Origin of the sequence: Actinomadura fibrosa (assembly GCF_900659615.1) — a bacterium.
Lineage (GTDB): Bacteria > Actinomycetota > Actinomycetes > Streptosporangiales > Streptosporangiaceae > Spirillospora > Spirillospora fibrosa.
Genome location: NZ_CAACUY010000004.1, coordinates 58,319 through 79,467, shown reverse-complemented (window position 1 = coordinate 79,467; position 21,149 = coordinate 58,319). Strand labels below are relative to the sequence as shown.

Genomic DNA, 21,149 nt, shown 5'->3' with positions numbered 1-21,149 from the left:
TTGGCGATGCCGTACGACGACGAGGAGCCGATGCGGGAGGACCCTCCGGGGTTCGACCACGCGCGCATCGAGAAGGCCGTCCGCGAGATCCTGTTCGCGATCGGGGAGGACCCCGATCGCGACGGGCTCCGCGCCACCCCGGCCCGGGTGGCGCGGGCGTACGCGGAGCAGTTCGCGGGCCTGCGCCAGCGTCCCGAGGACGCGCTGACCACGGTGTTCGACGCCGACCATGAGGAAATGGTCCTGGTGAAGGACATTGAGGTGTACAGCGTGTGCGAGCACCACCTGGTGCCGTTCCACGGGGTCGCGCACGTGGGCTACACGCCCAACAAGAAGGGGCAGATCACCGGGCTGTCGAAGCTGGCCCGGCTGGTGGACGTGTACGCCCGCCGGCCGCAGGTGCAGGAGCGGCTGACGAGCCAGGTGGCGGACGCGCTGATGAGCGTGCTGGAGCCGCGGGGCGCGATCGTCGTGATCGAGGCGGAGCACCTGTGCATGACGATGCGCGGCGTCCGGAAGCCGGGCGCCAAGACGGTCACGTCGGCGGTGCGCGGCGACTTCCGCGATCATGCGGAGACCCGGGCCGAGGCGATGAGCCTGATCCTCGGCCGCTCCTGAACCCGGACCCTGTCCCCGGTTCCCGAAGGCACCTGAAAGGGCCTCAGCGTCGCGCTGAGGCCCTTTCAGCGTCATCCGGCGACCGCCGCCTTCCCGGCGCCGCGGGCGGGTCCGGGCGGCCGGGCCGCTCTCCGGCATCGGCGGACCAAGGCATAGGGTTGCGGCATGACCAGTGCCGTTGTTCCGGGGCTCCCCGAGCCGGGGCGCTGCCTCGTCATGGGCGTGGTCAACGTCACCCCGGACTCCTTCTCCGATGGTGGAGCCTGGTTCGACCAGGAGAAAGCGATCAGGCACGGGCTCGACCTCGTCGCCGAGGGCGCCGACATCGTCGACGTGGGCGGCGAATCGACCCGTCCTGGCGCCCAGCGCGTCTCGCTTGAGGAGGAGCTCCGCCGGGTCGTGCCGGTGATCGAGGCGCTCTCGGCGGAGGACGTCCCGGTCAGCGTCGACACCATGCGCGCGGAGGTCGCCGAGGCCGCCGTGGCCGCGGGGGCGCGGCTCGTGAACGATGTGAGCGGGGGCTTGGCCGATCCCGACATGCCTCGGGTCGTCGCCGCGGCCCGGGTGCCGTATGTGGTGATGCACTGGCGCGGCCACAGCCATGACATGCAGACCCGGGCCGTGTACGCCGACGTCGTCCGTGAAGTGCGCGAGGAGCTCCTGCACCGTGTCAGTGCGGTGCTGGACGAGGGGGTCGACCCGTCCCTGATCGTCCTGGATCCGGGACTGGGTTTCGCGAAGAGCCCCAAGGCGGGCCACAACTGGGCCCTGCTCGCCCACCTGGACGCGTTGACGTCCACCGGATATCCGGTCCTCGTGGGGGCGTCCCGTAAGAGCTTCCTCACCAGCCTCCTCGCGGAGCCCGACGGGACCCGCCGCCCGTTCGCCGAGTGCGACGACGCGACCGTGGCCACCACGGCCCTCGCGGCGGCCGAGGGGGCGTGGTGCGTGCGCGTGCACCGCGTCCGGGCCAACGTCGACGCCGTACGGGTGGCCGCCGCGTTCCGCGCCGCCCGTCCGGCGCACCGACCCGCCGATGAGAACGCAGCGGCGGACGGTCGCGCCGATGCCGGGAGCGATGGCCGATGACCCGTGCCGTGAACCGTGCCGACCTCGACGAGGCGCACGCGGAGTTCTACGCGGCCTTCGAGGCCGGCGACTTCGACCGGATGTCCGCGGTGTGGGCGGACGGCCCGTACGCGGCGGGCGTCTCGTGCGTGCACCCCGGGTGGACGATGCTGCGGGGCCGTGACGAGGTGCTCCGCTCCTGGGCCCTCATCATGGCCAATACGTCGTACATCCAATTTGTTCTGACCGACGTCGAAAGCGATGTTTACGGCGATCATGCTGTGGTCACGTGCAAGGAGAACGTGCTGACCGCCGACGAGGAGACCGAGGCCGGGTTCCTCGCCGGGGGAAGCATCGTGGCCACCAACGTGTTCGTACGGGCCGACGGGGAGTGGCGGCTCCTGCTCCACCACGGCTCGCCAGTGCTCAACGGCGCGGATGCAGAGGAAGAATGAGTCTCGACCGGATCGAACTGCGCGGCCTGCGGGCCCGGGGGCGGCACGGCTGCCTGCCCGCCGAGCGCGAGCTCGGGCAGGAGTTCGTGGTGGACGCCGTCCTCGGCCTCGACACGCGCCCGGCCGCCGCGGGGGACGACCTCTCCCGTACCGTCGACTACGGATCGCTCGCCGGCCGCCTGGTCGCCGTCGTCGAGGGGGAGCCCGTCAACCTGATCGAAACGCTCGCCGACCGGTTGGCGATCGAATGTCTGGAAGATCCGGCGGTGTCGGAGGTCGAGATCACCGTCCACAAGCCGAGCGCCCCGGTGCCGCATCCCTTCACGGACGTCGCCGTGAAGATCAGGAGGAGTCGCCCATGACAGCGTCCGACCGCATGCCCGACCGCACCGCCACCGGCGGCCACATGCTGGTCCAGCACCGCGTGGTCTTCTCGCTCGGGAGCAACCTCGGTGACCGCATGGAGAACCTCCAGGAGGCGGTGGACGCGCTGTTCGACGCGCCCGGCCTGGAGTTCGTGGCGTTCTCCCCGGTCTACGAGACCGCCCCCTACGCGCCCCCCGGGGAGACGATCCCGGAGCAGGGCGACTACCTGAACATCATCCTCGTCGCCGACACCCGGCTGCCACCGGAGAACCTCCTCGAACGCGTGCTGAACATCGAGAACTCGATGCGCCGCGTCCGCGAGGTCCGCTGGGGCCCCCGCACCCTGGACATCGACATCGTGGTGTTCGGCGACATCACCTCCGACGACCCCGACCTGACGCTGCCGCACCCCCGCGCGCACGAGCGGGCGTTCGTGCTCGTCCCCTGGGCCGACATCGAGCCGGACGTGCTGCTCCCCGGGCACGGGCGCGTCGGCGACCTGGCCGAGGCGAAGGTGGCGGAGGGGGGCCCGTCGGCCGTCCGCCGCCGTACCGACCTGACGCTCCAGCAGCCTGTATGAGACCTTCCCGCCCGCTGTTCCTCATCGCCCTCGTGGTCGTCGTCGGACTGATCACGTGGGCGGTGCTGCGCTCGGCCTACCTCTCGCTCCCGCCCCTGCCGTGGACGGCCGTGCCGACGCTGCTGCTGCTGGCGCTCGGCGAGGGCTTCACCGGCGTGAACGTGCTGCGCCGCATCCGCCGCAAGCCGAACACCCGTCCGGTGGAGCCCCTCGTCGTCGCCCGCATGGCCGCGCTCGGCAAGGCCAGCGCGCACGCCGCCGCCGTCATCGCGGGGGTGTTCGCCGGGTTCGCGGTCAGCCTCGCGGACTCGCTGGACAAGCCCACCCCGCGCGACGACTTCTTCGTCAGCGGGGGGACCTTCCTGGCGGCCGCCGTCCTCGTGGGGGCGGCCTTCTTCCTGGAGTACGCGTGCCGCGTGCCGAAGGACCCCGACGAGCAGGAGCGGGACCGCGGCGCCTCGCGCGCCTGACCGCGCGCGCCCGTGCTGACCGTGCGCCCCTGCCCGCTCGTCAGGGCTTGAGCAGGTAGGGGACGCTCGCGGTGAGGAACCGGCGCGGGAACTCGTCGCGGAGGCGCCACAGGCCCGCGTCGACGACGAAGTGGGTCATCACGGCGCCGAGGTAGGCCCCGTACAGGGCGCGCTCCCAGGGGAGCGGTGAGCCGTGCAGGTGGGACGCCTGGTCGATCGCGACGCCGCCGGCCAGCGCGATCGCCGCCATGACCGCCAGGCCGGTGAGACCGGAGCGGCCGCGCCGGGGTGCGCCCGCCACGAGGCCCACGATGAGCAGGTACTGGTAGCCGTGCGCGATCGTGAGTCCGGCGACCGCCGCGTACGGCGACTCGAACGCGAAGACCGGCGCGAAGAAGAGCAGTGAGATCAGGTAGACGGCGGTGAACGCTGGGGGCCGTGCAGTGCGCCGCGCCAACGCGTACAGGCCGACGGCGACACCGGCCGCGAACACGGCGAACGTCACCGGGAACAGTTCCCGCCAGGGCGGCTCGACGCCCAGTTGCAGGAGGTCCGGGTGGACGAGGAGCCCCGCGATCCCGCCTGCTCCGGCGAGCATGATGCCGGCCCGCTCCAAGGGCTGAACGGAGCCGCTGCCCTGCGCGACCCCGGCGAGCGCGGCCATCCCGACGTTCTGCTTCTGGAAGTGGAAGAACTGCCAGGCGAAGTAGGCGAGGAGCGCCCACCGGAGCTGCTCGTAGGGGACGAGGACCGCGGCCAAGGCCGTCCCCGCGATGAGCCCGGCCGGAGCGAACACGTAGCGGCCGCGGTGGGCGCGCGCGTGGGCGCGGATCTCCGGCAGGGTGAAGAACCAGGCCGTGGCCGCCACATGGACGGACGATCCGAGGAACAGCAGCGTTCCGAGCGCCCGCCCCGGCGAGTCTGTGCCGTCTGGAGCGAGCATGATGGCCCCGGCGAACGCGCCCGCCGACAGAAGGGTCGTCCCCAGGAGCCATGTGAGCCGGAGCGTCCTGAACACGCGGACAGGGCCCTCCCCGGCTCCTTCCGGACGCGCTCCGTGCGCCGCTTCGGGCGCCTCGACCAGACCGTTCACCGGCGTTCCGACGGGCCCGGAGACGGAGGTCATCCGCCGCCGCACATGCCCGCGGCTCCCGCGGGGCCGCTCACGAGGAGCAGGAACGTGGCGCCGAGGACGACGAGTGCCCCCAGCACGGCCAGGGGCACGATGATCCGGCCGAGAGGACGCTTCGGGGGCTTCGGGAGCCCGCCGCCGTTCGGCCGTTCCCAGTCCGTCCACGGTTCGGCGATGGCCGCCGGTGTGTTCTCGCCCATCTGCGCTCTCCTCACGTCTTCCTGGTCAGACGTGGCGCAGCCCCGGGCGGTTCGCCCGAATACCCCGGATGTGTCCGAACCGTCCGGGAGTGGCGGACGGTCACTTGTCGATGTCGCCGACCACGAAGAACATCGAGCCCAGGATCGCGATCATGTCGGCGACCAGGTTCCCGGGCAGCAGCTCGGCCAGGACCTGGACGTTGTTGTACGAGGCGGAGCGCAGCTTCAACCGCCAGGGCGTCTTCTCGCCCCGCGACACCAGGTAGTAGCCGTTGATGCCGAGCGGGTTCTCCGTCCAAGCGTAGGTGTGGCCCTCGGGGACCTTCAGGACCTTCGGCAACCGCTGGTTGATCGGCCCGGGCGGCAGCTCGGCGAGCCGATCCAGGCAGGCGTCGGCCAGGTCCAGGGACGCGTGCACCTGGTCCAGCAGGCACTCGAAGCGGGCGAGGCAGTCGCCCTCCGAACGGGTGACCACGCGCACGTCCAAGTCGCCGTAGGCCAGGTACGGCTCGTCTCGGCGCAGGTCGAAGTCGACTCCGGACGCCCGTGCGATAGGCCCGGACACCCCGTACTGGAGGATCTGCTCCTCCGTCAGCACACCCACGCCGCGTGTGCGCGCGCGGAAGATCTCGTTGCCCATGATGAGGTCGTCGATGTCGCCCATCCGGGACCGGACGTCCGAGACCGCCTTCCGCGCGCGCGCCGTCCACCCCGCGGGCAGCTCCTCTTTCAGGCCGCCGACCCGGTTGAACATGTAGTGCATCCGGCCACCGGAAAGCTCCTCCATTACGCGCTGGAGGACCTCGCGCTCGCGGAACGCGTAGAAGATCGGGGTGATCGCGCCCACCTCCAGCGGGTACGACCCGAGGAACATGAGGTGGTTGAGGACCCGGTTGAGCTCCGCGAGCAGCGTCCTCGTCCAGACCGCGCGCGCCGGGACCTCCATGCCGAGCATCCGCTCCACCGCGAGGACGACGCCGAGCTCGCTGGAGAACGCCGACAGCCAGTCGTGCCGGTTCGCCAGCACGATGATCTGCCGGAAGTCGCGGACCTCGAACAGCTTCTCCGCGCCGCGGTGCATGTAGCCGACGATGGGCTCGGCGGCCGAGATGCGCTCGCCGTCCAGCGTCAGGCGGAGCCGCAGCACGCCGTGCGTGGACGGGTGCTGCGGCCCGATGTTCAGCGTCATGTCCTCGGTGGCGAGCTCCTTGGCGCCCGTCCCGATCCCCACGATGCGCTCGGTGGTCATGGTCGCGTCTCCGCCGGTCCGATCACGGTTCATAGTCCCATGGCGAGCGGCACACGTTATCCGGTTGACTAGGGGGCAATGAACGCGAGTCACGGCGAACCGCCATATGAGCCCGTTCCGCACCCAGGGCGACCGGGTGCGGCGTACCCGCCCGGCCCGGGCCAGGCGGGGCGGCTCCCTGGTCAGGCGCCGGAGAATCCCCCGCAGGCCGTCGGCGGAGCGGTGGCCGCTCCGCCCGTCTACCGGGCGGACCAGGCGTTCGCTCCCGGCAACGGGCTGCGCTGGAGCCCCAACTCCAAGCGTCACACCTGGCACCGCCTGCTCGCGGCCGCGCTCTGGGCGGTCCCGGTCGGTGCCGTGGGCGAGTTCATCGTGTGGCGGAACGGAGGCGGCCCGGTCGCCGCGGCGATGTGGATCGTCGCCGTCGTCCTCGGCGTGGTCCTCGCCGGCACCGTCGCCGAGCTGGACCGCCGCTCCCTCGGCTACGCCGAGCGCGCGGAGGACCTCATCGTCATGCACGGCGTGTTCGTCAAGCGCCTCATCGTCGTGCCGTACGGGCGGATGCAGTTCGTGGACGTGACGGCGGGGCTGCTGGAGCGGTGGATGGGCATCGCCACCGTCCGCATGCACACCGCCGCGGCGGCCACCGACGCGACCATCCCCGGGCTGCCCGCCGCCGAGGCGGCCCATCTGCGCGACCGCCTCGCCCAGAAGGGCGAGGAGCGGAGCATGGGCCTGTGACCGGCCCCTACGGCCCGCCGCCGGGCGGCCAAGGCCCGTACTACGGCCCGCCTGGGCCTCCTCCAGGTATGCCCGGGCCTTCTCCAGGGCCGTATGGGCCGCAGAGGCCAGGTCCTTACGGGCCGCAGGGCCGTCCTGGGCCGCCTTACGGGTCTCCCCGCCCTCCCTACGGTCAGCCTGGCCCGCTCCCAGGACCGCCTTACGGTCCGCATCCGGGTGCTCCCCAGCCGCCCTACGGCGCGCCACCCGGATACAGGCCCCCGCCTCCTCCCGTGCGCTTCTCCGAAGGCACCCACAGGCTGCACTGGGCGACCGCCCCGCTCCGCGCGTTCGTGTTCCTCATCGTCTACTTCGTCCTGCTCGGCTTCCCGCTGCTGCTGACCCAGACCGACGACGGCGTCAGGCTGGAGCTCAGCGCGGAAGTCGCCGTCCGGTTCCTCCTGGTGACCGTGCCCATGACGGCGATCGCGGTCGGATCCGGCCTGTGGGCCTGGCTCGCGCTCCGCTTCCGCATCGACGGCGACGACCTGGTCGTGGAGACCGGCCTGCTCCGCAAGCGCAGGCGCAGCATCCCGATCTCCCGCGTCCAGGCCATCGACCTGGTCCGTCCGCTGGTCACGCGCGTGTTCGCGCTCGCCGAGGTGCGGGTGGAACTCGCCGGCGGCGAGCAGAGCGAGATCGCGCTGCGCTACCTCGGACGGCGCTCGGCCCAGCAACTGCGGGCCGAACTCCTCGCGCGCGCCGCCGGACTGCCCGGCCACACTCCCGAGGCACCGGAACGGCACCTGTGGCGCGTCCCCTTCGGCGCGCTCCTCGGTTCCCTGGTGCTGCGGCTGCCCGTCCTGGGGGCGGCGTTGCTGTTCTTCGCGTCGCTCGTCTTCCTCGTGATGTACGCCGAGGGCGGGATGCTCGCGGTCGCCGTCCCCGTCCTGCTCGGGCTGATCCGCGCCGTCATCGCGCCCATGGTGATGTACGCCAACTTCACGGTCGCGACGTCCCCGGACGGCATCCGGCTGCGGTACGGGCTGCTGGAGACGCGGATGCAGACCCTCCCGCCGGGGCGCGTCCAGGCGGTCAGCATCGTCGAGCCGATGATCTGGAAGGCCATCGGCTGGGCGCGGGTCGAGGTCACCGTCGCCGGATACGCGGGCGAGCGGCAGGCGCTCTCCTCGACACTGCTTCCGGTGGCTCCCCGCCACGTCGCCCTGCATCTCGTCTCGCAGGTGTTCCCCGGAACCCACATCGACGCCGTGCCCCTGCTTCCGGCATCGTCCAAGGCGGTGTCGGTGGACCGCGCGGACGGAGCCGGAACCGACGACGTGGTGTTCGTCTCCCGCCACGGCTGGCCTTGCCGACGCACGGACGTGATCGCCCACGCGCGCGCGCAAAGCGTGCGTCTCACGGCGAACCCCTTGCAGAGACTCCTTGGCCTCGCGACCGTCCATGTGGACGCGCCGCCAGGGCCGGTGCAGGTCGCGGCCAGCGACCGGGACCTGGGTGAGGCGCGCGCGATCGTCGAGTCCACCGCGCGCCGTGCTCAGGCCGCGCGCCGAGCCGGTGGCGATCCGACCCACTGGGCCGCTCGCTGACCGACCGGGACGGCATCCACTCCGCCCGTCCCGGCGACATCACCTGGACGTCGCGGCGAGGAACAGCTCGTGGACGCGTTCCGCGAATCCCGTGGGGAAGGCCGTGTTGCCGTTGTGGCCGCCTGGGAACTCCTCGATGGGCGTCCCCAGGACTGTGGACAGTTCCACGGCGCACTGGTGGTTCCAGGCTTCCTTGGAGTCGCGCCCGACGGCGGCGATGACGCGCGTGTACTCCGCGGCGGCCTTGACCTCCGCAGCGCCGAGGGCGCTCCGGCGGCACTGGGGGATGTCGTTGGACAGGAAGTAGTCCATGTTCGCGGCCCGCTCCGGACTCATGGCCTGGAGCGTGATGCCGGGCTCGGACCTCAGGTCGGACGGGTCGAGGCCGGTGGCGGCGGCCACCATGGGGCATGGCGGCGCGCCAGCCCCCGTCGCGGTGGGCGTCCTCGATGGCCGCGAGCGTGCCGTCGATGCGGGCGCGGTCGTCCGGGGACAGCAGTCCGGGCGTGGCGGGGTCGTGGGCGATGAGGATCGAGACCTGGCCGGGATGCGCGGCGGCCAGATGGAGGCCGAAGAGGGCTCCGAGGCTGCATCCGAGCATGAGCGCGGGCTCATCGGTGAAATCGGCGAGAAGGTGATGGACGTCCTCGGCGTGGGTCTCGGGCGAGACGGGCGCGGCCGGGTCTACGACCTTCGTCCGGGACAGGCCCCGCCGGTCGTAAGTGAGCACGGTGTAGTGCGAGGCCAGCCGGTCGACGAGGTCCACGGTGCGGCTCGCGTCGCCGTCTCCGCTCTGCCCGATGACCAGCAGCGGGGCGTCGCCTCGGATCTCGTAGTACAGCTCGGCGCCGGGGACGGGGTGCAGGCCGGTCTTCACGATGTTCCTCCTGGTTGCCGGTGATCTCGCTCCCACCGTAAAGCATCTAATTAGATGTATTAATAAAGATGCATCTAGAAAGATGTAAGTTGGTGGGCATGAACGGAGTGGAGCTCTTCCTGCTGGGCCGCACGCTGATGAAGATCGGTGAGGAGGTCATGCCGGCCCCGCGCGGCGGGCCGCGGGGCGGAACCCGCGCCGTGCTCGTCGTGCTGAGCGACATCGTCGACCATCCGGACAGCGCGGTCGGTGAGATCGCCGAGCGGACCGGCCTGCCGCAGAGCCAGGTCTCGACCGCCGTCGCGCGGCTCAGGGAGACGGGGTCGGTCGTGACCGCGCCCGATCCGGCCGACCGCCGCCGCTCCCTGGTGCGCGTGGCCGACACGGTGTCCGAGCGGGTGGCCGAGGTTCGCTCGACGAGCATCGACGCCGCCCTGGCCGCCGCGCTCAACGCCGAGCGGGACGCCGAGCATGGCGCCGACGGGGCCGTCACCGCCGAGGTCGTCGCCGAGGTCACTGCCGCGCTGGGCGTCCTGGCGCGCCACCTCGCACCGCGCTCGGTCGCCCGCCTGCACGATGACCAGGGCGCGCCTATTGTCGGGATATGAGCGATCTGTCGTACGACCCGTGGTCGCCGGCCTTCGTGGCGGACCCCTATCCGGCGTTCGAGGAGCTCCGGGCGGAGCGTCCGGTCTTCTTCCACGAGCCCACCTCCCAGTGGGTGATCAGCCGGTACGAGGACGTGAACGCGTTGCTGCGCGACCGGCGGCTCGGACGTACCTACCTGCACGTCGCCGGGCACGAGGAGTTCGGGCAGCGGCCGGAGGCGGAGTTCCTCAAGCCATTCTGGGACCTCATCCGCGCCGGGATGCTCGACGTCGAGCCGCCCACGCACACCCGCCTGCGCAGGCTCGTGTCGAAGGCGTTCACCGCGCGGATGGTGGAGGGGCTGCGGCCGATGATCCGGCGCCTCGCCGGGGACCTGGCCGGGGCGCTGGCGGCCAAGGGCGGCGGCGACCTCCTCGCGGAGGTGGCCGAGCCGCTCCCGGTCAACGTGATCGCCGAGATGCTCGGCGTCCCCGCGGAGGACCGGTCCCTGCTCCGTCCCTGGTCCGCCGACATCTGCGGGATGTACGAGCTGAACCCGCCCGAGGAGGCGCAGCGGACGGCCGTCCGCGCCGCCGTCGAGTTCTCCGACTACCTGCGCGCTCTGGCCCGGACCCGCCGCGACGAGCCCCGGGACGACCTCATCACCGCTCTTACACAGGTTGTGGACGAAGGAGACCGACTCACTGAGGATGAACTCATCGGCACCTGCGTCCTGCTCCTCAACGCGGGCCATGAGGCCACGGTCAACGCGACAGGCAACGGATGGTGGTCGCTCTTCCGCAATCCCGGCGAACTTGAGCGGCTGAGAGGCGACCTCTCGCTCGTCCCTACGGCGGTTGAGGAATTGCTCCGCTACGACACTCCGGCCCCCATGTTCGAGCGCTGGGTGCTGGAGGACATCACGGTCGCCGGAGTCGACATCCCGCGCGGCGCCGAGGTCGCCCTCCAGTTCGCCTCCGCCAACCGTGACCCGGAGGTCTTCGCGGACCCGGACCGCCTCGATCTCGCACGCGACCCCAATCCGCACATCACGTTCGGGCTGGGCATCCATTACTGCCTGGGCGCCCCGCTCGCCCGCATCGAACTGGCAGAGTCCTACAGCGCGCTCCTCAGCGCGGCCCCGCGCCTGCGCCTCGCCGCGGAGCCGAAGTGGAAGCCCGGATACGTCCTGCGGGGCCTGGAGTCCCTCCAGGTCGAATGCTGATCAACGGTCCGCGGTGGACGGGACTCCGGTGGGCGCGCTCCCGGCGGGCAGCGAGGCGGGCAGGGGAATGCCGACCGACTGGGCGAGCCACCCGAAACCGCCCAGCCCGGACGGGTCGGTGAGCTCCGCGTCCTCGCCCGCGTGGCACAGCGCGGCCAGGTAGCCGCGCGGGTCGGCGCGGGCCATCTCGATCGGGGGACGGGCCCCGGACAGGCCGAGCGCGCGGAGGGCGGCGCGCTGGGTCGTCAGGACACCGGCCGTGGCGCCTACGCGTTCCCCCGCGATCGCGCAGGCGTCGAGGGCGACGTGCGCCGTGACGTCGCACGACCCGTCCGGGACGGCGGGGACCGTCGCGCCGTCGCGGTATCCGGTCAGCGTCCCGTACACGGGCCGGGAGTCGCGGGAGTGGGAGTAGTCCACGGCGACCGCGAGGCCCCGCCGGATCCGCCGGACGACCGAGGCCCACGCCGCGCAGCGCGGACGGCCGATCTCGGCGCGGTCGCCGGGCTCGCCGAGCGGCCACCACCGCTCCAGCCAGTCGAGGTCCTCGGCAGACGGCTCGGAGCCGCTGCGCTCGGTGCCGCTGGCCGGGTCGACGAGGACGGTGCGGAGCCCGTCCGGGGTGCGTTCGACCACGTCGAGCGGGACGTTGTCGAGCCACTCGTTCGCCACCGCGAGCCCGGTGATCTCCTCGGGCAGGTCGGGCCGCCAGGCGATCCGGGCGGGCACGTCGGGCGGGCGGGACGCGATCTCGACCGCGGTCGGCGCGAGCCGTCCGGCCAGGCCGGGCGGGACGGAGGCGAGCACGTTGGCCAGCAGCCGGCCGGATCCGGCGCCCACGTCGACCAGGTCGAGGCGGTCGGGGCGGCCGAGCGCGGCGTCGACGTCCACGAGCAGCCGGGCGATCGCGGCCGCGAAGCGCGGCGAGGCGTGCACCGAGGTGCGGAAGTGCTCGGCTGGACGCTCACCGCGCCGGTAGAACCCGCCCTCCCCGTACAACGCCCGCTCCATCGCGGTGCGCCATGTCAGCCACTCGGTCGCCAACGCCGTCACACTGGCGACGTTACCGCGCCGGACGTGCCGCGGCGGACGTCCCGGCAGGGTGCCGCGCAGGACCATCCCTGCGGCGGACCCGGCTCCGACCTGCGGCCGATCCGGGTGCGGGCGGCGCGTACATACCCTGTCCCCATGGTGGGCAGGTGGTGGGAGTGGATGCGCGGCAAGAAGCCGCTGGTGGACGCGTTCTTCGCGGCCCCTCTGCTGCTCGTCTCCCTTCCGGGGATGCTCTACGGCGACCCTCAGGTCGGCCGCGAGAAGCTGGCGATTTTCACGATTCTCCTGGTGGTGCCTCTCATATGGCGTAGGACGTACCCGCGGACGGTTTTGACGGTGGTCGGACTCGTCTCGGCCGTGCAGTGCGCCATCGGCATCATCCCTCTGCCTGGCAATATCGGCGTCCTCACCTGCGTCTACACGGTGGCCGCAGGCTGCACGCTCCGCTGGGGGCTCGGGGCGCTCGCGGTGGGCGAGCTCGGGGCCCTGCTGATGGCCCTCCGGTATCCGGAGGGGGGCGACGACATGAGGACGACGTTCGTCACGATGACGGCGGTGGTCGCGGGCACGTGGATCCTCGGCCTGCACATGCGGACGCGCCGGGCGTACCTGCGGTCGGTGGAGGAGAGGGCCGCGCGGCTCGAACGCGAGCGCGACACCGAGGTGCGGATGGCGATGGCCGCCGAGCGCGCCCGCATCGCCCGGGAGCTGCACGACGTCATCGCCCACAACGTGAGCGTGATCGTGGTGCAGGCCGACGGCGCGTCCTACGCCATCGACAGCGATGTGGGCCGGGCCAGGCAGGCGCTGGAGGCGATCTCCTCGACCGGACGGCTCGCGCTGGCGGAGATGCGGCGCCTGCTCGGCGTGCTGCGCGAGAACGACGACGCCGGAGCGTACGCGCCCCAGCCCGGTGTCTCGCAGCTGGAGGACCTCGTCACGCAGGTCCGCACGTCCGGGCTGCCGGTGGAGTTCGCGGTGGACGGGACGCCCGCGGCGATGTCGGAGGGACGGCAGCTCGCGGTCTTCCGGATCGTCCAGGAGGCGCTCACCAATACGCTCAGGCACGCAGGTCCGAAGGCCGCGGCGGACGTGTGCCTGCGCTACCGGGGGGATGTGGTCGAGGTCCGCGTCGTCGATGACGGCCGCGGTGCCGCGGTGCCCGGCGACGGGCGAGGCCACGGCCTGGTGGGGATGCGCGAGCGTGCCGCCATGTACGGCGGCAGCGTCCGCGCCGCGCCGCGGCCGGGCGGCGGCTTCGAGGTGGTCGCCAGCATTCCGACGAGGGAAGAAGCTGCATGAGCGAGGAGCGGAGCGGGCCCATCCGGGTCGTCCTGGTGGACGATCAGGAGCTCGTGCGGGCCGGGTTCACGATGGTGCTGGACGCCCAGCCCGACATCGAGGTGGTGGGCGAGGCGCCGGACGGCGTCCAGGCGCTGGAGCTGCTGCGGACCGTGCGGGCCGACGTCGTCCTGATGGACGTGCGGATGCCGCGGATGGACGGCATCGAGGCGACGCGGCGGGTGGCGGCGGGGTCCGGCCCGAAGGTGATCATCCTGACCACGTTCGACCTGGACGAGTACGCGTTCGCGGCGATCAAGGCGGGCGCGGGCGGGTTCCTGCTGAAGGACGCCGGGCCGGCGCAGCTCATCGAGGCGATCAAGGCGGTGCACTCGGGGGACGCGGTGGTGGCGCCGAGCACGACGAAGCGGCTGCTGGACCGGTTCGCGGTGCACCTCCCGGACGGCGGGGACCCGTCGGGCGGCGCGCTGGAGACCCTGACCGAGCGCGAGCGCGAGGTGCTCATGCTCGTGGCGCGGGGCATGTCGAACGCGGAGATCGCCGAGCGGCTGTACGTGTCGGAGGCGACGGTGAAGACGCACATGGGGCGGATCCTGATGAAGCTCGGGCTGCGCGACCGGGTGCAGGCCGTCGTCTTCGCCTACGAGACGGGCTTGATCAAAAGTGGTCAAAGTGGTCACTTCAAGTAACAGCTTGATTGCTCCGTGATGTCTTTTTGCCTTCGTCTGGCGTTTCCGATCCTCCTACCGGAAAGTAGCTGAGTAACTACCGTACGCGACGTCATCCTTTCGGAAGGCGTCGGCAATGTCAGTGCGGGCTCCCAGAGCCCGACGTACGGGAGGATTCTCGTGATCAAGAAGCTCGCCGCCACCGGCATCCTCGGCTTTGCCGTCACCGGTGCGATCCTGTCCGCCGCCCCCGCGAACGCCGACATCGGCACCAGCGGTGCCGCCGGGGTGCTCTCGGGCAACCAGGCCGTCGCCCCCGCCTCGGTGCCGCTCAGCGTCTGCGGCAACGCCGTGGCGGTGGTGGGCCAGACCGGCGCCGGCTGCCAGGGCGGCGGTGCCGCCGCCGCCCAGTCGATCCGCTGATGACGCGCGTGCCGTCCAGGCACGCCGTCGCCCAGTAGCGGCGTAGCGCTGCGGCGCCGGAGGCTCCCCGCGGGCCTCCGGCGCTTTCTGCGTTCTGGCCCCGCTTTCCGCGTTCCGGCCCGCCTCCTGCACTCCGGCCCCGCTTTCCGCGTTCGGGCCCGCTCGGCGCCTGCCGGGTGGGCGCACGTGTCGCGTCCGCCGCCCGGGTCGGCGGGAGGACTGACGGGTCCGTACGACTCAGGTCGTACGCGGCCGGACGGCCTGGCCCGAAGTCTGACGCAGGCGCAGCCGCGGGGGCGATGGCGGCGGGGCCGCGGATTCCTAGCGTGGAGCACGTCGTCCACGTCCCCGAAGGAGTCCCCGTGACCAGCACGTTCACCAGCCCGCCCGGAGGGGCGCCCGCCTCCGCCGTCCCGGCCGTCGTGGCCGAGGGGGTGTCGAAGGTGTACGGGTCGGGCGACGCCGCCGTGCACGCGCTGCGCGGGGTCGGCGTCGCGTTCGCCCGCGGCGCCTTCACCGCGATCATGGGGCCGTCCGGGTCCGGGAAGTCCACGCTGATGCACTGCCTGGCGGGGCTCGACACGGTCAGCGGCGGCCGGATCGTGCTGGGTGACGCCGAGATCACCGCGATGGGCGACCGGCAGCTGACGATGCTGCGCCGCGACCGGGTCGGCTTCGTGTTCCAGGCGTTCAACCTGCTGCCGACGCTGACCGCCGAGCAGAACATCCTGCTGCCCCTGGACCTCGCCGGCCGCAAGGTGGACCGGTCGTGGTTCGACCAGGTCGTCGACGTGGTGGGGCTCCGCGACCGGCTGAAGCACCGGCCGAACGAGCTGTCGGGCGGGCAGCAGCAGCGGGTGGCGTGCGCGCGCGCCCTCGTCGCCCGGCCCGACGTCATCTTCGCGGACGAGCCGACCGGCAACCTAGACTCGCGGTCCGGCGCGGAGGTGCTCGGCTTCCTGCGGGCGTCCGTCCGCGAGATGGGCCGGACGATCGTGATGGTGACCCATGACCCGGTCGCCGCGTCCTACGCCGACCGGGTGGTGTTCCTGCGCGACGGGTCGATCACGAGCGAGATCGTCGGCCCGACGCCGGACGCCGTGCTCGACCGGCTGAAGAGCCTGGGGGCCTGAGCCGATGCTGGGGACGACGCTGGCGGGCCTGCGGGCCCACAAACTGCGGCTGCTGCTGACGGGCCTGGCGATCACCCTCGGCGTGGGGTTCATCGCCGGGACGTTCGTGCTGACCGACTCGATGGACAAGGGGGTCGCGAAGACCTTCGCGCGGTCGGCCGACAAGGTCGATGTGGCCGTCCTGCCGAGGGGGAACGACTCCGACACCGTCATACCGGAGGGCGTCCTGAAGCGGGTCGCCGCCCTGCCCGGCGTGACGGAGGTGCAGGGGAGGGTGCAGGGGGACGCCGCCCTGGTCGGCAAGGACGGCAAGGCGGTGGGGGACCTCCCCACCGTCGGGATGTCGGTTCCCTCCGGACGGCTCCTTCGCTACGACGTGGACAAGGGACGGACGCCGAAGGGCGCCTCCGAGGCCGTCCTCGACACCCACACCGCCGAGCGGGAGGGGTACGGGGTCGGTGACGCGGTGACGGTCCTGGACCGGGCGAACCGTCCGCACCGCTTCACCGTGGTCGGGCTCGTCGACTTCGGCATCGACCCGGACGCGGCCTTCCGCGGCGCCGTCGGCTTCGACCCGGCGACCGCGATGGCGATGACGGGCGAGAAGGGCTACAAGGAGCTCGACATCGCCGGGGGGAGCGAGGGCGCCGTCGCCGCGGCCGCCGGCGCGTCCTACCGGACCTACACCGGTGACGAGCTGGCGGCGAAGCTGGCCGCCGCCGCGGGCGCCGACACGACCGTCATCCGGACCGGGCTGCTGATCTTCGGGATGGTGGCGGTGCTCGTCTCCGCCCTCGTCATCTACAACACCTTCTCGATCCTGATCGCGCAGCGCATGCGCGAGATGGCGCTGCTGCGCTGCGTCGGCGCGACCCGCCGCCAGGTGTTCGGCGGCGTCGTGCTGGAGTCCGCGGTCGTCGGGCTGGTCGGCTCGCTGCTCGGGCTGGCCGCCGGGCTCGGGCTCGGCGCGGGCGCCCTCGGCCTGGTCGGGGGCCTGAGCCCGCAGGTCCGGGTGGAGGGCATCGCGCTCACCGGCCGGACGGTCGCGGTCGGCCTGGCGGTGGGCGTCGCGGTGACCGTCCTGTCCGCGCTGCTGCCCGCCCGCGCCGCCACGCGGGTCGCGCCCGTCGCGGCGCTGCGCAGCGATCTCGAACCGGGCAGCGGCCGGTTCCGCCTCGGCCGGCTGCGGGCGGTCCTCGCGGTGCTGCTCGGCGGCGGGGGGCTGGCGCTCGGCGTGCTCGGCTCGGTCGTCATGGCCAAGGGCCAGGCCGCGATGTACATCGTGGCGGCCGCCGGCGCGGTGTTCTTCGTCGCGGTGATCGCGGTGATGCCCGCGCTGATCCGCCCGCTGGGACGGGTCGCGGGCGCCGTCCCGGTCCTGCTCGGGGGCGTGCCGGCGCGGCTCGCGGTGGCGAACGCGCAGCGCGCGCCGCGCCGCACCGCCACCACGACGATCGCGCTGACCGTCGGCGTCGGCCTGATGAGCCTGTTCTCGGTGGTCGGCGCCAGCGGGAAGGAGACCTCCGCCGCGCGGCTGGACGCGCAGTTCCCGTTCCAGTTCCAGGTGCAGCCGCAGTTCGGCCGGAAGGACGCCCGGCTGCCGCACGCGCTGGCCACGGCGCTGCGCGAGCGGCCGCAGATCGCCGCGGTGATCGAGCTGCGCGAGAAGGAGGCCCCGGTCGGCGGCGACGACCGGATGGTCAGGACGGTGACCGCGTCGGCGCTCGGCGGCGCCGTCAAACCGAAGTTCGTGCGGGGCTCGCAGGCCGCGTTCACCTCCGGCACCGCGATGGTGGACGAGGAGATGGCCCAGGACTCCCGCCTCGGGTACGGGCAGACCGTCCGGATGGAGACGGCGCACGGGACGGTGCCGGTGCGGATCGCCGCGGTCTACGCGTCCGGCACGCAGCTCGGCGGCTTCCTGGTGCCCGAGGCCGACTTCGACCGGTACTTCGCCGTCCGCGACCCGTCCGCGATCTTCGTCAAGGCGCGGGACGGCGTGCCCGCGAGCACCGCCCGGTCGCTGGTCGACGACGCGGCCCGGCCGTATCCGGCCGCCAAGGTCACCTCCAGCGCCGAGTACGAGGAGTCGCTGAGCAAGGCGATCGACATGATGTTGATGATCTTCGGTGGGCTGCTCGGGCTGGCGATCGTCATCGCGCTGTTCGGCATCGCGAACACGCTGACGCTGTCGGTCGTGGAGCGCACCCGCGAGTCGGCGCTGCTGCGGGCCCTCGGGCTCACCAGGCGCCAGCTCCGCCGGATGCTGTCGGTGGAGGCGCTGGTGATGGCCGTGATCGGCGCGGCCACCGGGGTCGCGCTCGGGGTGGTGTTCGGCTGGGCCGCGACGAACGCGATGGCGCGCGACTCGGTGTTCGCCCTGCCCTACCTCCAGGTCGCCGGCTTCGTGGTCCTCGCCGGCGCCGCGGGCACGGTCGCCGCCGTGATGCCCGCCCGCCGCGCGGCCCGCGCGTCGATCGTGGAGTCCCTGGCACACGACTGACCCGCCGCGCGCCCGTGGCGCACGACAGATCGCACCGCGTGTCCGTGGCGCACGAGCGATCGCGCCGCGCGCCTCCGTGGCGCGGCTCGGGGACGGTTCCGCCCCACCGCCGGGACGACGGGCGCGGTGGGGCGGAGACCCGTCCGGGGTGCGGCCCCTCCAAGGCCGGCGGGGTGGGTCCGTTCCCCGCCGGCGGGCCGGGCCCGCGGGCGTCTCAGGCCGTCCGGCGCCGGAGCGCCCGGAGCGCCCGGAGGGCCCGGAGCGCGCCGGCGGCTCCTCTCACTTCGGGTGACGGCACCGTCACGCTTTCACGATTACGCGGCTCTCCCGGCGTGCCGCAAGCGGTCGCCGTCCGTTGCCGCCGAACTGTGGCGACCCGACCGAGGCTCCAGTGACGTGAGGTAGGCGCGGCGTCACCGGTATGTGATGGTGTTCCGTGGCGCGCATACTGTTCCGCGCCCCGCCGGATGTCTCGCCCGTGGCCCGCGGGTACGCTGGGCGTGCACGTCCGGTACCTACCTGAGGACTGGAACGAGAAGATGGACCCACACGGCACGCCTGGTCCCGCCGCGCCCGGAGACGGGCCCGGAGACGGGTACGGCGCTGCGGGCGAGCGCCCGGAGGACCGGCCCGCCCGGCTCTCGGTCGGCGTCGTCGGCGCGGGCCGCGTCGGCACGGCCCTCGGCGCGGCGCTGTCCCGCGCCGGCCACCGCGTCGTCGCGGCCGCGGCCGTCTCCGAGCGGTCGCGCGTCCGGGTGGCGGAGCGCCTGCCCGGCACGAGCGTCGCGGCCCCGCAGGACGTCGTCGCGGCCGCGGACCTCGTCCTGCTGACCGTCCCGGACGACGCGCTGCCGGAGCTCGCCGCCGGGCTCGTCGGCGCCGGCGTCCCGGTGACGGGCAAGCTGGTGGCGCACACGAGCGGCCGGTACGGGACGGCCGTCCTGGACCCGCTGACGCGGGCGGGGGCGCTTCCGCTGGCCCTGCACCCGGTCATGACCTTCACGGGCCGCTCGGACGACGTGAACCGGCTCACCGGCATCTCGTTCGGCGTCACCGCGCCCGAGCCGCTGCGGCCGGTCGCCGAGGCGCTCGTGCTGGAGATGGGCGGCGAGCCCGTCGCGATCCCCGAGGAGCGCCGCCCGCTCTACCACGCGGCCCTCGCCGGGGGCGCGAACCACCTGGTCACGCTGGTCGTCGAGTCGATGGGGCTGCTGCGCGAGGCGGGCGTCGCCGAGCCGGGCCGGATGCTCGGGCCGCTGCTCGGCGCCGCCCTCGACAACGCGCTGCGGCTCGGCCTCGACGGGCTCACCGGCCCGGTCGCCCGCGGCGACGCGGGGACGGTCGCCGGGCACGTCGCCGAGCTGGCCAAGGTGTCGCCGGAGAGCCGCCGCGCCTACGTGGCGCTGGCCCGCCTCACCGCCGACCGGGCCCTCGGCGCCGGCCTGCTCAAGCCCGAGGACGCCGAGCGGCTCCTCGAAGCCCTGGCCGACTAGGGCGGACCCGATGAGCGAGGGAGATCCCGTGCGCGACCCGAGGAGTGCGCAGTGACGCCCGTCATCGCCGAGACCCGTGCGGAGCTCGCCGCCGCCCGCGCCGGGGTGCGCGGCACGCTGGCGCTCGTCCCGACCATGGGGGCGCTCCACGAGGGCCACCGGTCCCTGATCCGTGAGGCGCGGCGGAGAGCGGACACGGTCGTGGTGAGCGTCTTCGTCAACCCGCTGCAGTTCGGGCCGGGCGAGGACTTCGACCGCTATCCGCGGACGTTCGCCGAGGACGTCGAGGCGTGCGCGGCCGAAGGCGTCGACATCGTGTTCGCGCCGGGCCGCGAGGTGATGTACCCAGAGGAACCGCAGGTCACGGTGAAGTCCGGGCCGATGGGCGAGCGGGTGGAGGGGGCGACCCGTCCCGGGCATTTCGATGGAATGCTCACGGTCGTCCTGAAGTTGTTCCTTCTCGTGCGCCCTGACCTCGCGGTCTTCGGGGAGAAGGACGCGCAGCAGCTCGCGATGATCCGCCGGATGGTGGCCGACCTGAACGTGCCGGTGGAGATCGTCGGCGCCCCGACCGTCCGGGAGGCGGACGGCCTGGCGCTGTCCAGCCGCAACCGCTACCTGTCGGCGGACGAGCGCGGCACCGCGCTGGCCCTGTCGCGGGCCCTCCGCGCGGGCGCGGACGCCGTCGCGGGCGGGCCGGACGCGGTCGTGGACGCGGCCCGCGCGGTCCTCGACAAGGCGGCGTCGGCCGAGCCGCCGCTCCACCTGGACTACCTCGTCCTGGTGGATCCCGGGACGTTCACCGAGATCCCGGGCCCGTACGAGGGTCCGGCCGTGCTCGCGGTGGCGGGCCGGGTCGGCGCCACGCACCTGATCGACAACCTGCCCCTCCAGTTCGGTACCCCGAAGGAGCACTGATGTTCCGGACGATGTTCAAGTCGAAGATCCACCGTGCCACGGTGACCCAGGCCGACCTGCACTACGTGGGGTCGCTGACGCTGGACCAGGACCTGATGGACGCCGCCGACCTGCTGCCCGGCGAGCAGGTGCACATCGTGGACATCGACAACGGCGCCCGCCTGGAGACGTACCTGATCGCGGGCGAGCGCGGCTCCGGCGTGGTCGGCATCAACGGCGCCGCGGCCCGCCTCGTGCAGCCCGGCGACCTGGTGATCATCATCAGCTACGCGCAGCTCAGCGAGGCCGAGGCGCGCGAGTTCCAGCCGACGGTCGTGCACGTCGACCGGTCCAACAGGATCATCTCGCTGGGGTCCGACCCGGCGGAGCCGGTGCCCGGCGGCGACGGCGTCCGCGGAGACCTCGTCCACGGCTGATCCGATCCGGTTCGGCCCACGGCCGCATGCCTCCTCCGGGGGGTGTGCGGTCGTTTTCTTGTCCGCCGCCGGGCGTTCGTCA

General features: G+C 72.8%; 23 protein-coding genes and 1 pseudogene. 18 read left to right on the top strand and 6 right to left on the bottom strand.

The genetic code is table 11. From position 1 onward, the window contains the following. The first annotated feature begins 6 nt into the window (after nt 1-6). The 6 genes from folE (at nt 7) to E1300_RS02845 (ending at nt 3,557) form a co-directional block, all read left to right on the top strand. Nucleotides 7-618 carry a GTP cyclohydrolase I FolE gene (gene folE / locus E1300_RS02870; RefSeq protein WP_131755276.1) on the top strand — a complete coding sequence of 204 codons (612 nt, stop codon included), beginning with the start codon at nt 7-9 and terminating at the stop codon, nt 616-618. 165 nt (nt 619-783) lie between these two features. Then, nucleotides 784-1,707, top strand: coding sequence for a dihydropteroate synthase (gene folP / locus E1300_RS02865; RefSeq protein WP_165502650.1), 924 nt, complete (start codon nt 784-786; stop codon nt 1,705-1,707). Next, a complete protein-coding gene (locus tag E1300_RS02860) occupies nt 1,704-2,141 on the top strand; it encodes a nuclear transport factor 2 family protein (RefSeq protein ID WP_131755275.1) in 438 nt (145 codons plus the stop codon). The genes folP and E1300_RS02860 overlap by 4 nt, the downstream gene beginning before the upstream one ends. After that, nucleotides 2,138-2,503, top strand: a complete 366-nt coding sequence (gene folB / locus E1300_RS02855; protein ID WP_131755274.1) for a dihydroneopterin aldolase — start codon at nt 2,138-2,140, stop codon at nt 2,501-2,503. The genes E1300_RS02860 and folB overlap by 4 nt, the downstream gene beginning before the upstream one ends. Beyond that, entirely contained in the window at nt 2,500-3,087 is a 588-nt protein-coding gene (folK, locus tag E1300_RS02850; protein ID WP_131755273.1) for a 2-amino-4-hydroxy-6-hydroxymethyldihydropteridine diphosphokinase, read from the top strand. The genes folB and folK overlap by 4 nt, the downstream gene beginning before the upstream one ends. Beyond that, complete coding sequence (locus E1300_RS02845) at nt 3,084-3,557, top strand: DUF3180 domain-containing protein (RefSeq protein WP_131755272.1); 474 nt, start codon at nt 3,084-3,086, stop codon at nt 3,555-3,557. The genes folK and E1300_RS02845 overlap by 4 nt, the downstream gene beginning before the upstream one ends. Nucleotides 3,558-3,597: 40 nt before the next feature. Here the strand turns inward: E1300_RS02845 and E1300_RS02840 are convergent, their stop codons facing one another. From E1300_RS02840 to E1300_RS02830, 3 genes are all read right to left on the bottom strand, one after another. After that, nucleotides 3,598-4,575 (bottom strand): hypothetical protein, encoded by a 978-nt coding sequence (locus E1300_RS02840; protein WP_131755271.1) that lies wholly within the window; start codon nt 4,573-4,575, stop codon nt 3,598-3,600. Nucleotides 4,576-4,679: 104 nt separating this feature from the next. Further along, the gene (locus E1300_RS02835) at nt 4,680-4,889 is read right to left on the bottom strand and encodes a hypothetical protein (protein WP_131755270.1); all 210 of its coding nucleotides are present in this window, start codon (nt 4,887-4,889) and stop codon (nt 4,680-4,682) included. A gap of 100 nt (nt 4,890-4,989) precedes the next feature. After that, nucleotides 4,990-6,138 (bottom strand): NADH-quinone oxidoreductase subunit D, encoded by a 1,149-nt coding sequence (locus E1300_RS02830; protein WP_131755269.1) that lies wholly within the window; start codon nt 6,136-6,138, stop codon nt 4,990-4,992. 222 nt (nt 6,139-6,360) lie between these two features. Here E1300_RS02830 and E1300_RS02825 point away from each other — a divergent pair, with 222 nt between their 5' ends. Continuing rightward, nucleotides 6,361-6,879 (top strand): PH domain-containing protein, encoded by a 519-nt coding sequence (locus E1300_RS02825; RefSeq protein ID WP_242618909.1) that lies wholly within the window; start codon nt 6,361-6,363, stop codon nt 6,877-6,879. 272 nt (nt 6,880-7,151) lie between these two features. After that, nucleotides 7,152-8,468, top strand: coding sequence for a PH domain-containing protein (locus tag E1300_RS02820; protein ID WP_242618908.1), 1,317 nt, complete (start codon nt 7,152-7,154; stop codon nt 8,466-8,468). Nucleotides 8,469-8,507: 39 nt separating this feature from the next. On the opposite strand, the gene E1300_RS02815 is transcribed toward E1300_RS02820, so the two are convergent. Further along, nucleotides 8,508-8,873 (bottom strand): hypothetical protein, encoded by a 366-nt coding sequence (locus tag E1300_RS02815; protein WP_131755266.1) that lies wholly within the window; start codon nt 8,871-8,873, stop codon nt 8,508-8,510. A 160-nt stretch (nt 8,874-9,033) separates the two neighbouring features. Continuing rightward, nucleotides 9,034-9,198, bottom strand: a pseudogene (locus tag E1300_RS53810) (alpha/beta fold hydrolase); the annotation flags it as partial. A gap of 245 nt (nt 9,199-9,443) precedes the next feature. Here E1300_RS53810 and E1300_RS02805 point away from each other — a divergent pair. After that, on the top strand, nt 9,444-9,953 hold the full coding sequence (locus tag E1300_RS02805) for a MarR family transcriptional regulator (RefSeq protein ID WP_131755265.1): 510 nt from the start codon (nt 9,444-9,446) through the stop codon (nt 9,951-9,953). Then, nucleotides 9,950-11,158 (top strand): cytochrome P450, encoded by a 1,209-nt coding sequence (locus E1300_RS02800; protein ID WP_131755264.1) that lies wholly within the window; start codon nt 9,950-9,952, stop codon nt 11,156-11,158. Before E1300_RS02805 ends, E1300_RS02800 begins: the two co-directional genes overlap by 4 nt. Here the strand turns inward: E1300_RS02800 and E1300_RS02795 are convergent, their stop codons facing one another. Further along, entirely contained in the window at nt 11,159-12,211 is a 1,053-nt protein-coding gene (locus tag E1300_RS02795; RefSeq protein WP_306440638.1) for an SAM-dependent methyltransferase, read from the bottom strand. It lies immediately after the preceding gene. A 135-nt stretch (nt 12,212-12,346) separates the two neighbouring features. On the opposite strand from E1300_RS02795, the gene E1300_RS02790 reads away from it, so the two are divergent. From E1300_RS02790 to panD, 8 genes are all read left to right on the top strand, one after another. Then, the gene (locus E1300_RS02790; protein WP_131755262.1) at nt 12,347-13,513 is read left to right on the top strand and encodes a sensor histidine kinase; all 1,167 of its coding nucleotides are present in this window, start codon (nt 12,347-12,349) and stop codon (nt 13,511-13,513) included. Further along, nucleotides 13,510-14,202 carry a response regulator gene (locus E1300_RS02785; RefSeq protein WP_131755261.1) on the top strand — a complete coding sequence of 231 codons (693 nt, stop codon included), beginning with the start codon at nt 13,510-13,512 and terminating at the stop codon, nt 14,200-14,202. Before E1300_RS02790 ends, E1300_RS02785 begins: the two co-directional genes overlap by 4 nt. A 159-nt stretch (nt 14,203-14,361) precedes the next feature. Next, entirely contained in the window at nt 14,362-14,604 is a 243-nt protein-coding gene (locus E1300_RS02780) for a chaplin family protein (RefSeq protein ID WP_165502649.1), read from the top strand. 362 nt (nt 14,605-14,966) lie between these two features. Then, entirely contained in the window at nt 14,967-15,737 is a 771-nt protein-coding gene (locus tag E1300_RS02775; RefSeq protein ID WP_242618907.1) for an ABC transporter ATP-binding protein, read from the top strand. A gap of 4 nt (nt 15,738-15,741) precedes the next feature. Continuing rightward, nucleotides 15,742-18,240, top strand: coding sequence for an ABC transporter permease (locus E1300_RS02770; protein WP_131755259.1), 2,499 nt, complete (start codon nt 15,742-15,744; stop codon nt 18,238-18,240). 500 nt (nt 18,241-18,740) lie between these two features. Further along, nucleotides 18,741-19,733 (top strand): Rossmann-like and DUF2520 domain-containing protein, encoded by a 993-nt coding sequence (locus tag E1300_RS02765; protein WP_242618906.1) that lies wholly within the window; start codon nt 18,741-18,743, stop codon nt 19,731-19,733. Nucleotides 19,734-19,784: 51 nt separating this feature from the next. Then, a complete protein-coding gene (panC, locus tag E1300_RS02760; protein ID WP_131755258.1) occupies nt 19,785-20,651 on the top strand; it encodes a pantoate--beta-alanine ligase in 867 nt (288 codons plus the stop codon). Further along, nucleotides 20,651-21,067 carry an aspartate 1-decarboxylase gene (panD, locus tag E1300_RS02755; RefSeq protein WP_131755257.1) on the top strand — a complete coding sequence of 139 codons (417 nt, stop codon included), beginning with the start codon at nt 20,651-20,653 and terminating at the stop codon, nt 21,065-21,067. The genes panC and panD overlap by 1 nt, the downstream gene beginning before the upstream one ends. Nucleotides 21,068-21,149 lie beyond the last annotated feature (82 nt).

Coding starts and splice junctions, on each gene's coding strand:
- panD (WP_131755257.1), top strand. CDS start 20,651: ATGTTCCGGACGATGTTCAAGTCGAAGATCCACCGTGCCACGGTGACC.
- E1300_RS02830 (WP_131755269.1), bottom strand. CDS start 6,138: ATGACCACCGAGCGCATCGTGGGGATCGGGACGGGCGCCAAGGAGCTC.
- E1300_RS02815 (WP_131755266.1), bottom strand. CDS start 8,873: ATGGTGGCCGCCGCCACCGGCCTCGACCCGTCCGACCTGAGGTCCGAG.
- folB (WP_131755274.1), top strand. CDS start 2,138: ATGAGTCTCGACCGGATCGAACTGCGCGGCCTGCGGGCCCGGGGGCGG.
- E1300_RS02800 (WP_131755264.1), top strand. CDS start 9,950: ATGAGCGATCTGTCGTACGACCCGTGGTCGCCGGCCTTCGTGGCGGAC.
- E1300_RS02835 (WP_131755270.1), bottom strand. CDS start 4,889: ATGGGCGAGAACACACCGGCGGCCATCGCCGAACCGTGGACGGACTGG.
- E1300_RS02785 (WP_131755261.1), top strand. CDS start 13,510: ATGAGCGAGGAGCGGAGCGGGCCCATCCGGGTCGTCCTGGTGGACGAT.
- E1300_RS02860 (WP_131755275.1), top strand. CDS start 1,704: ATGACCCGTGCCGTGAACCGTGCCGACCTCGACGAGGCGCACGCGGAG.
- folP (WP_165502650.1), top strand. CDS start 784: ATGACCAGTGCCGTTGTTCCGGGGCTCCCCGAGCCGGGGCGCTGCCTC.
- folE (WP_131755276.1), top strand. CDS start 7: ATGCCGTACGACGACGAGGAGCCGATGCGGGAGGACCCTCCGGGGTTC.
- E1300_RS02790 (WP_131755262.1), top strand. CDS start 12,347: ATGGTGGGCAGGTGGTGGGAGTGGATGCGCGGCAAGAAGCCGCTGGTG.
- E1300_RS02770 (WP_131755259.1), top strand. CDS start 15,742: ATGCTGGGGACGACGCTGGCGGGCCTGCGGGCCCACAAACTGCGGCTG.
- E1300_RS02805 (WP_131755265.1), top strand. CDS start 9,444: ATGAACGGAGTGGAGCTCTTCCTGCTGGGCCGCACGCTGATGAAGATC.
- folK (WP_131755273.1), top strand. CDS start 2,500: ATGACAGCGTCCGACCGCATGCCCGACCGCACCGCCACCGGCGGCCAC.
- E1300_RS02845 (WP_131755272.1), top strand. CDS start 3,084: ATGAGACCTTCCCGCCCGCTGTTCCTCATCGCCCTCGTGGTCGTCGTC.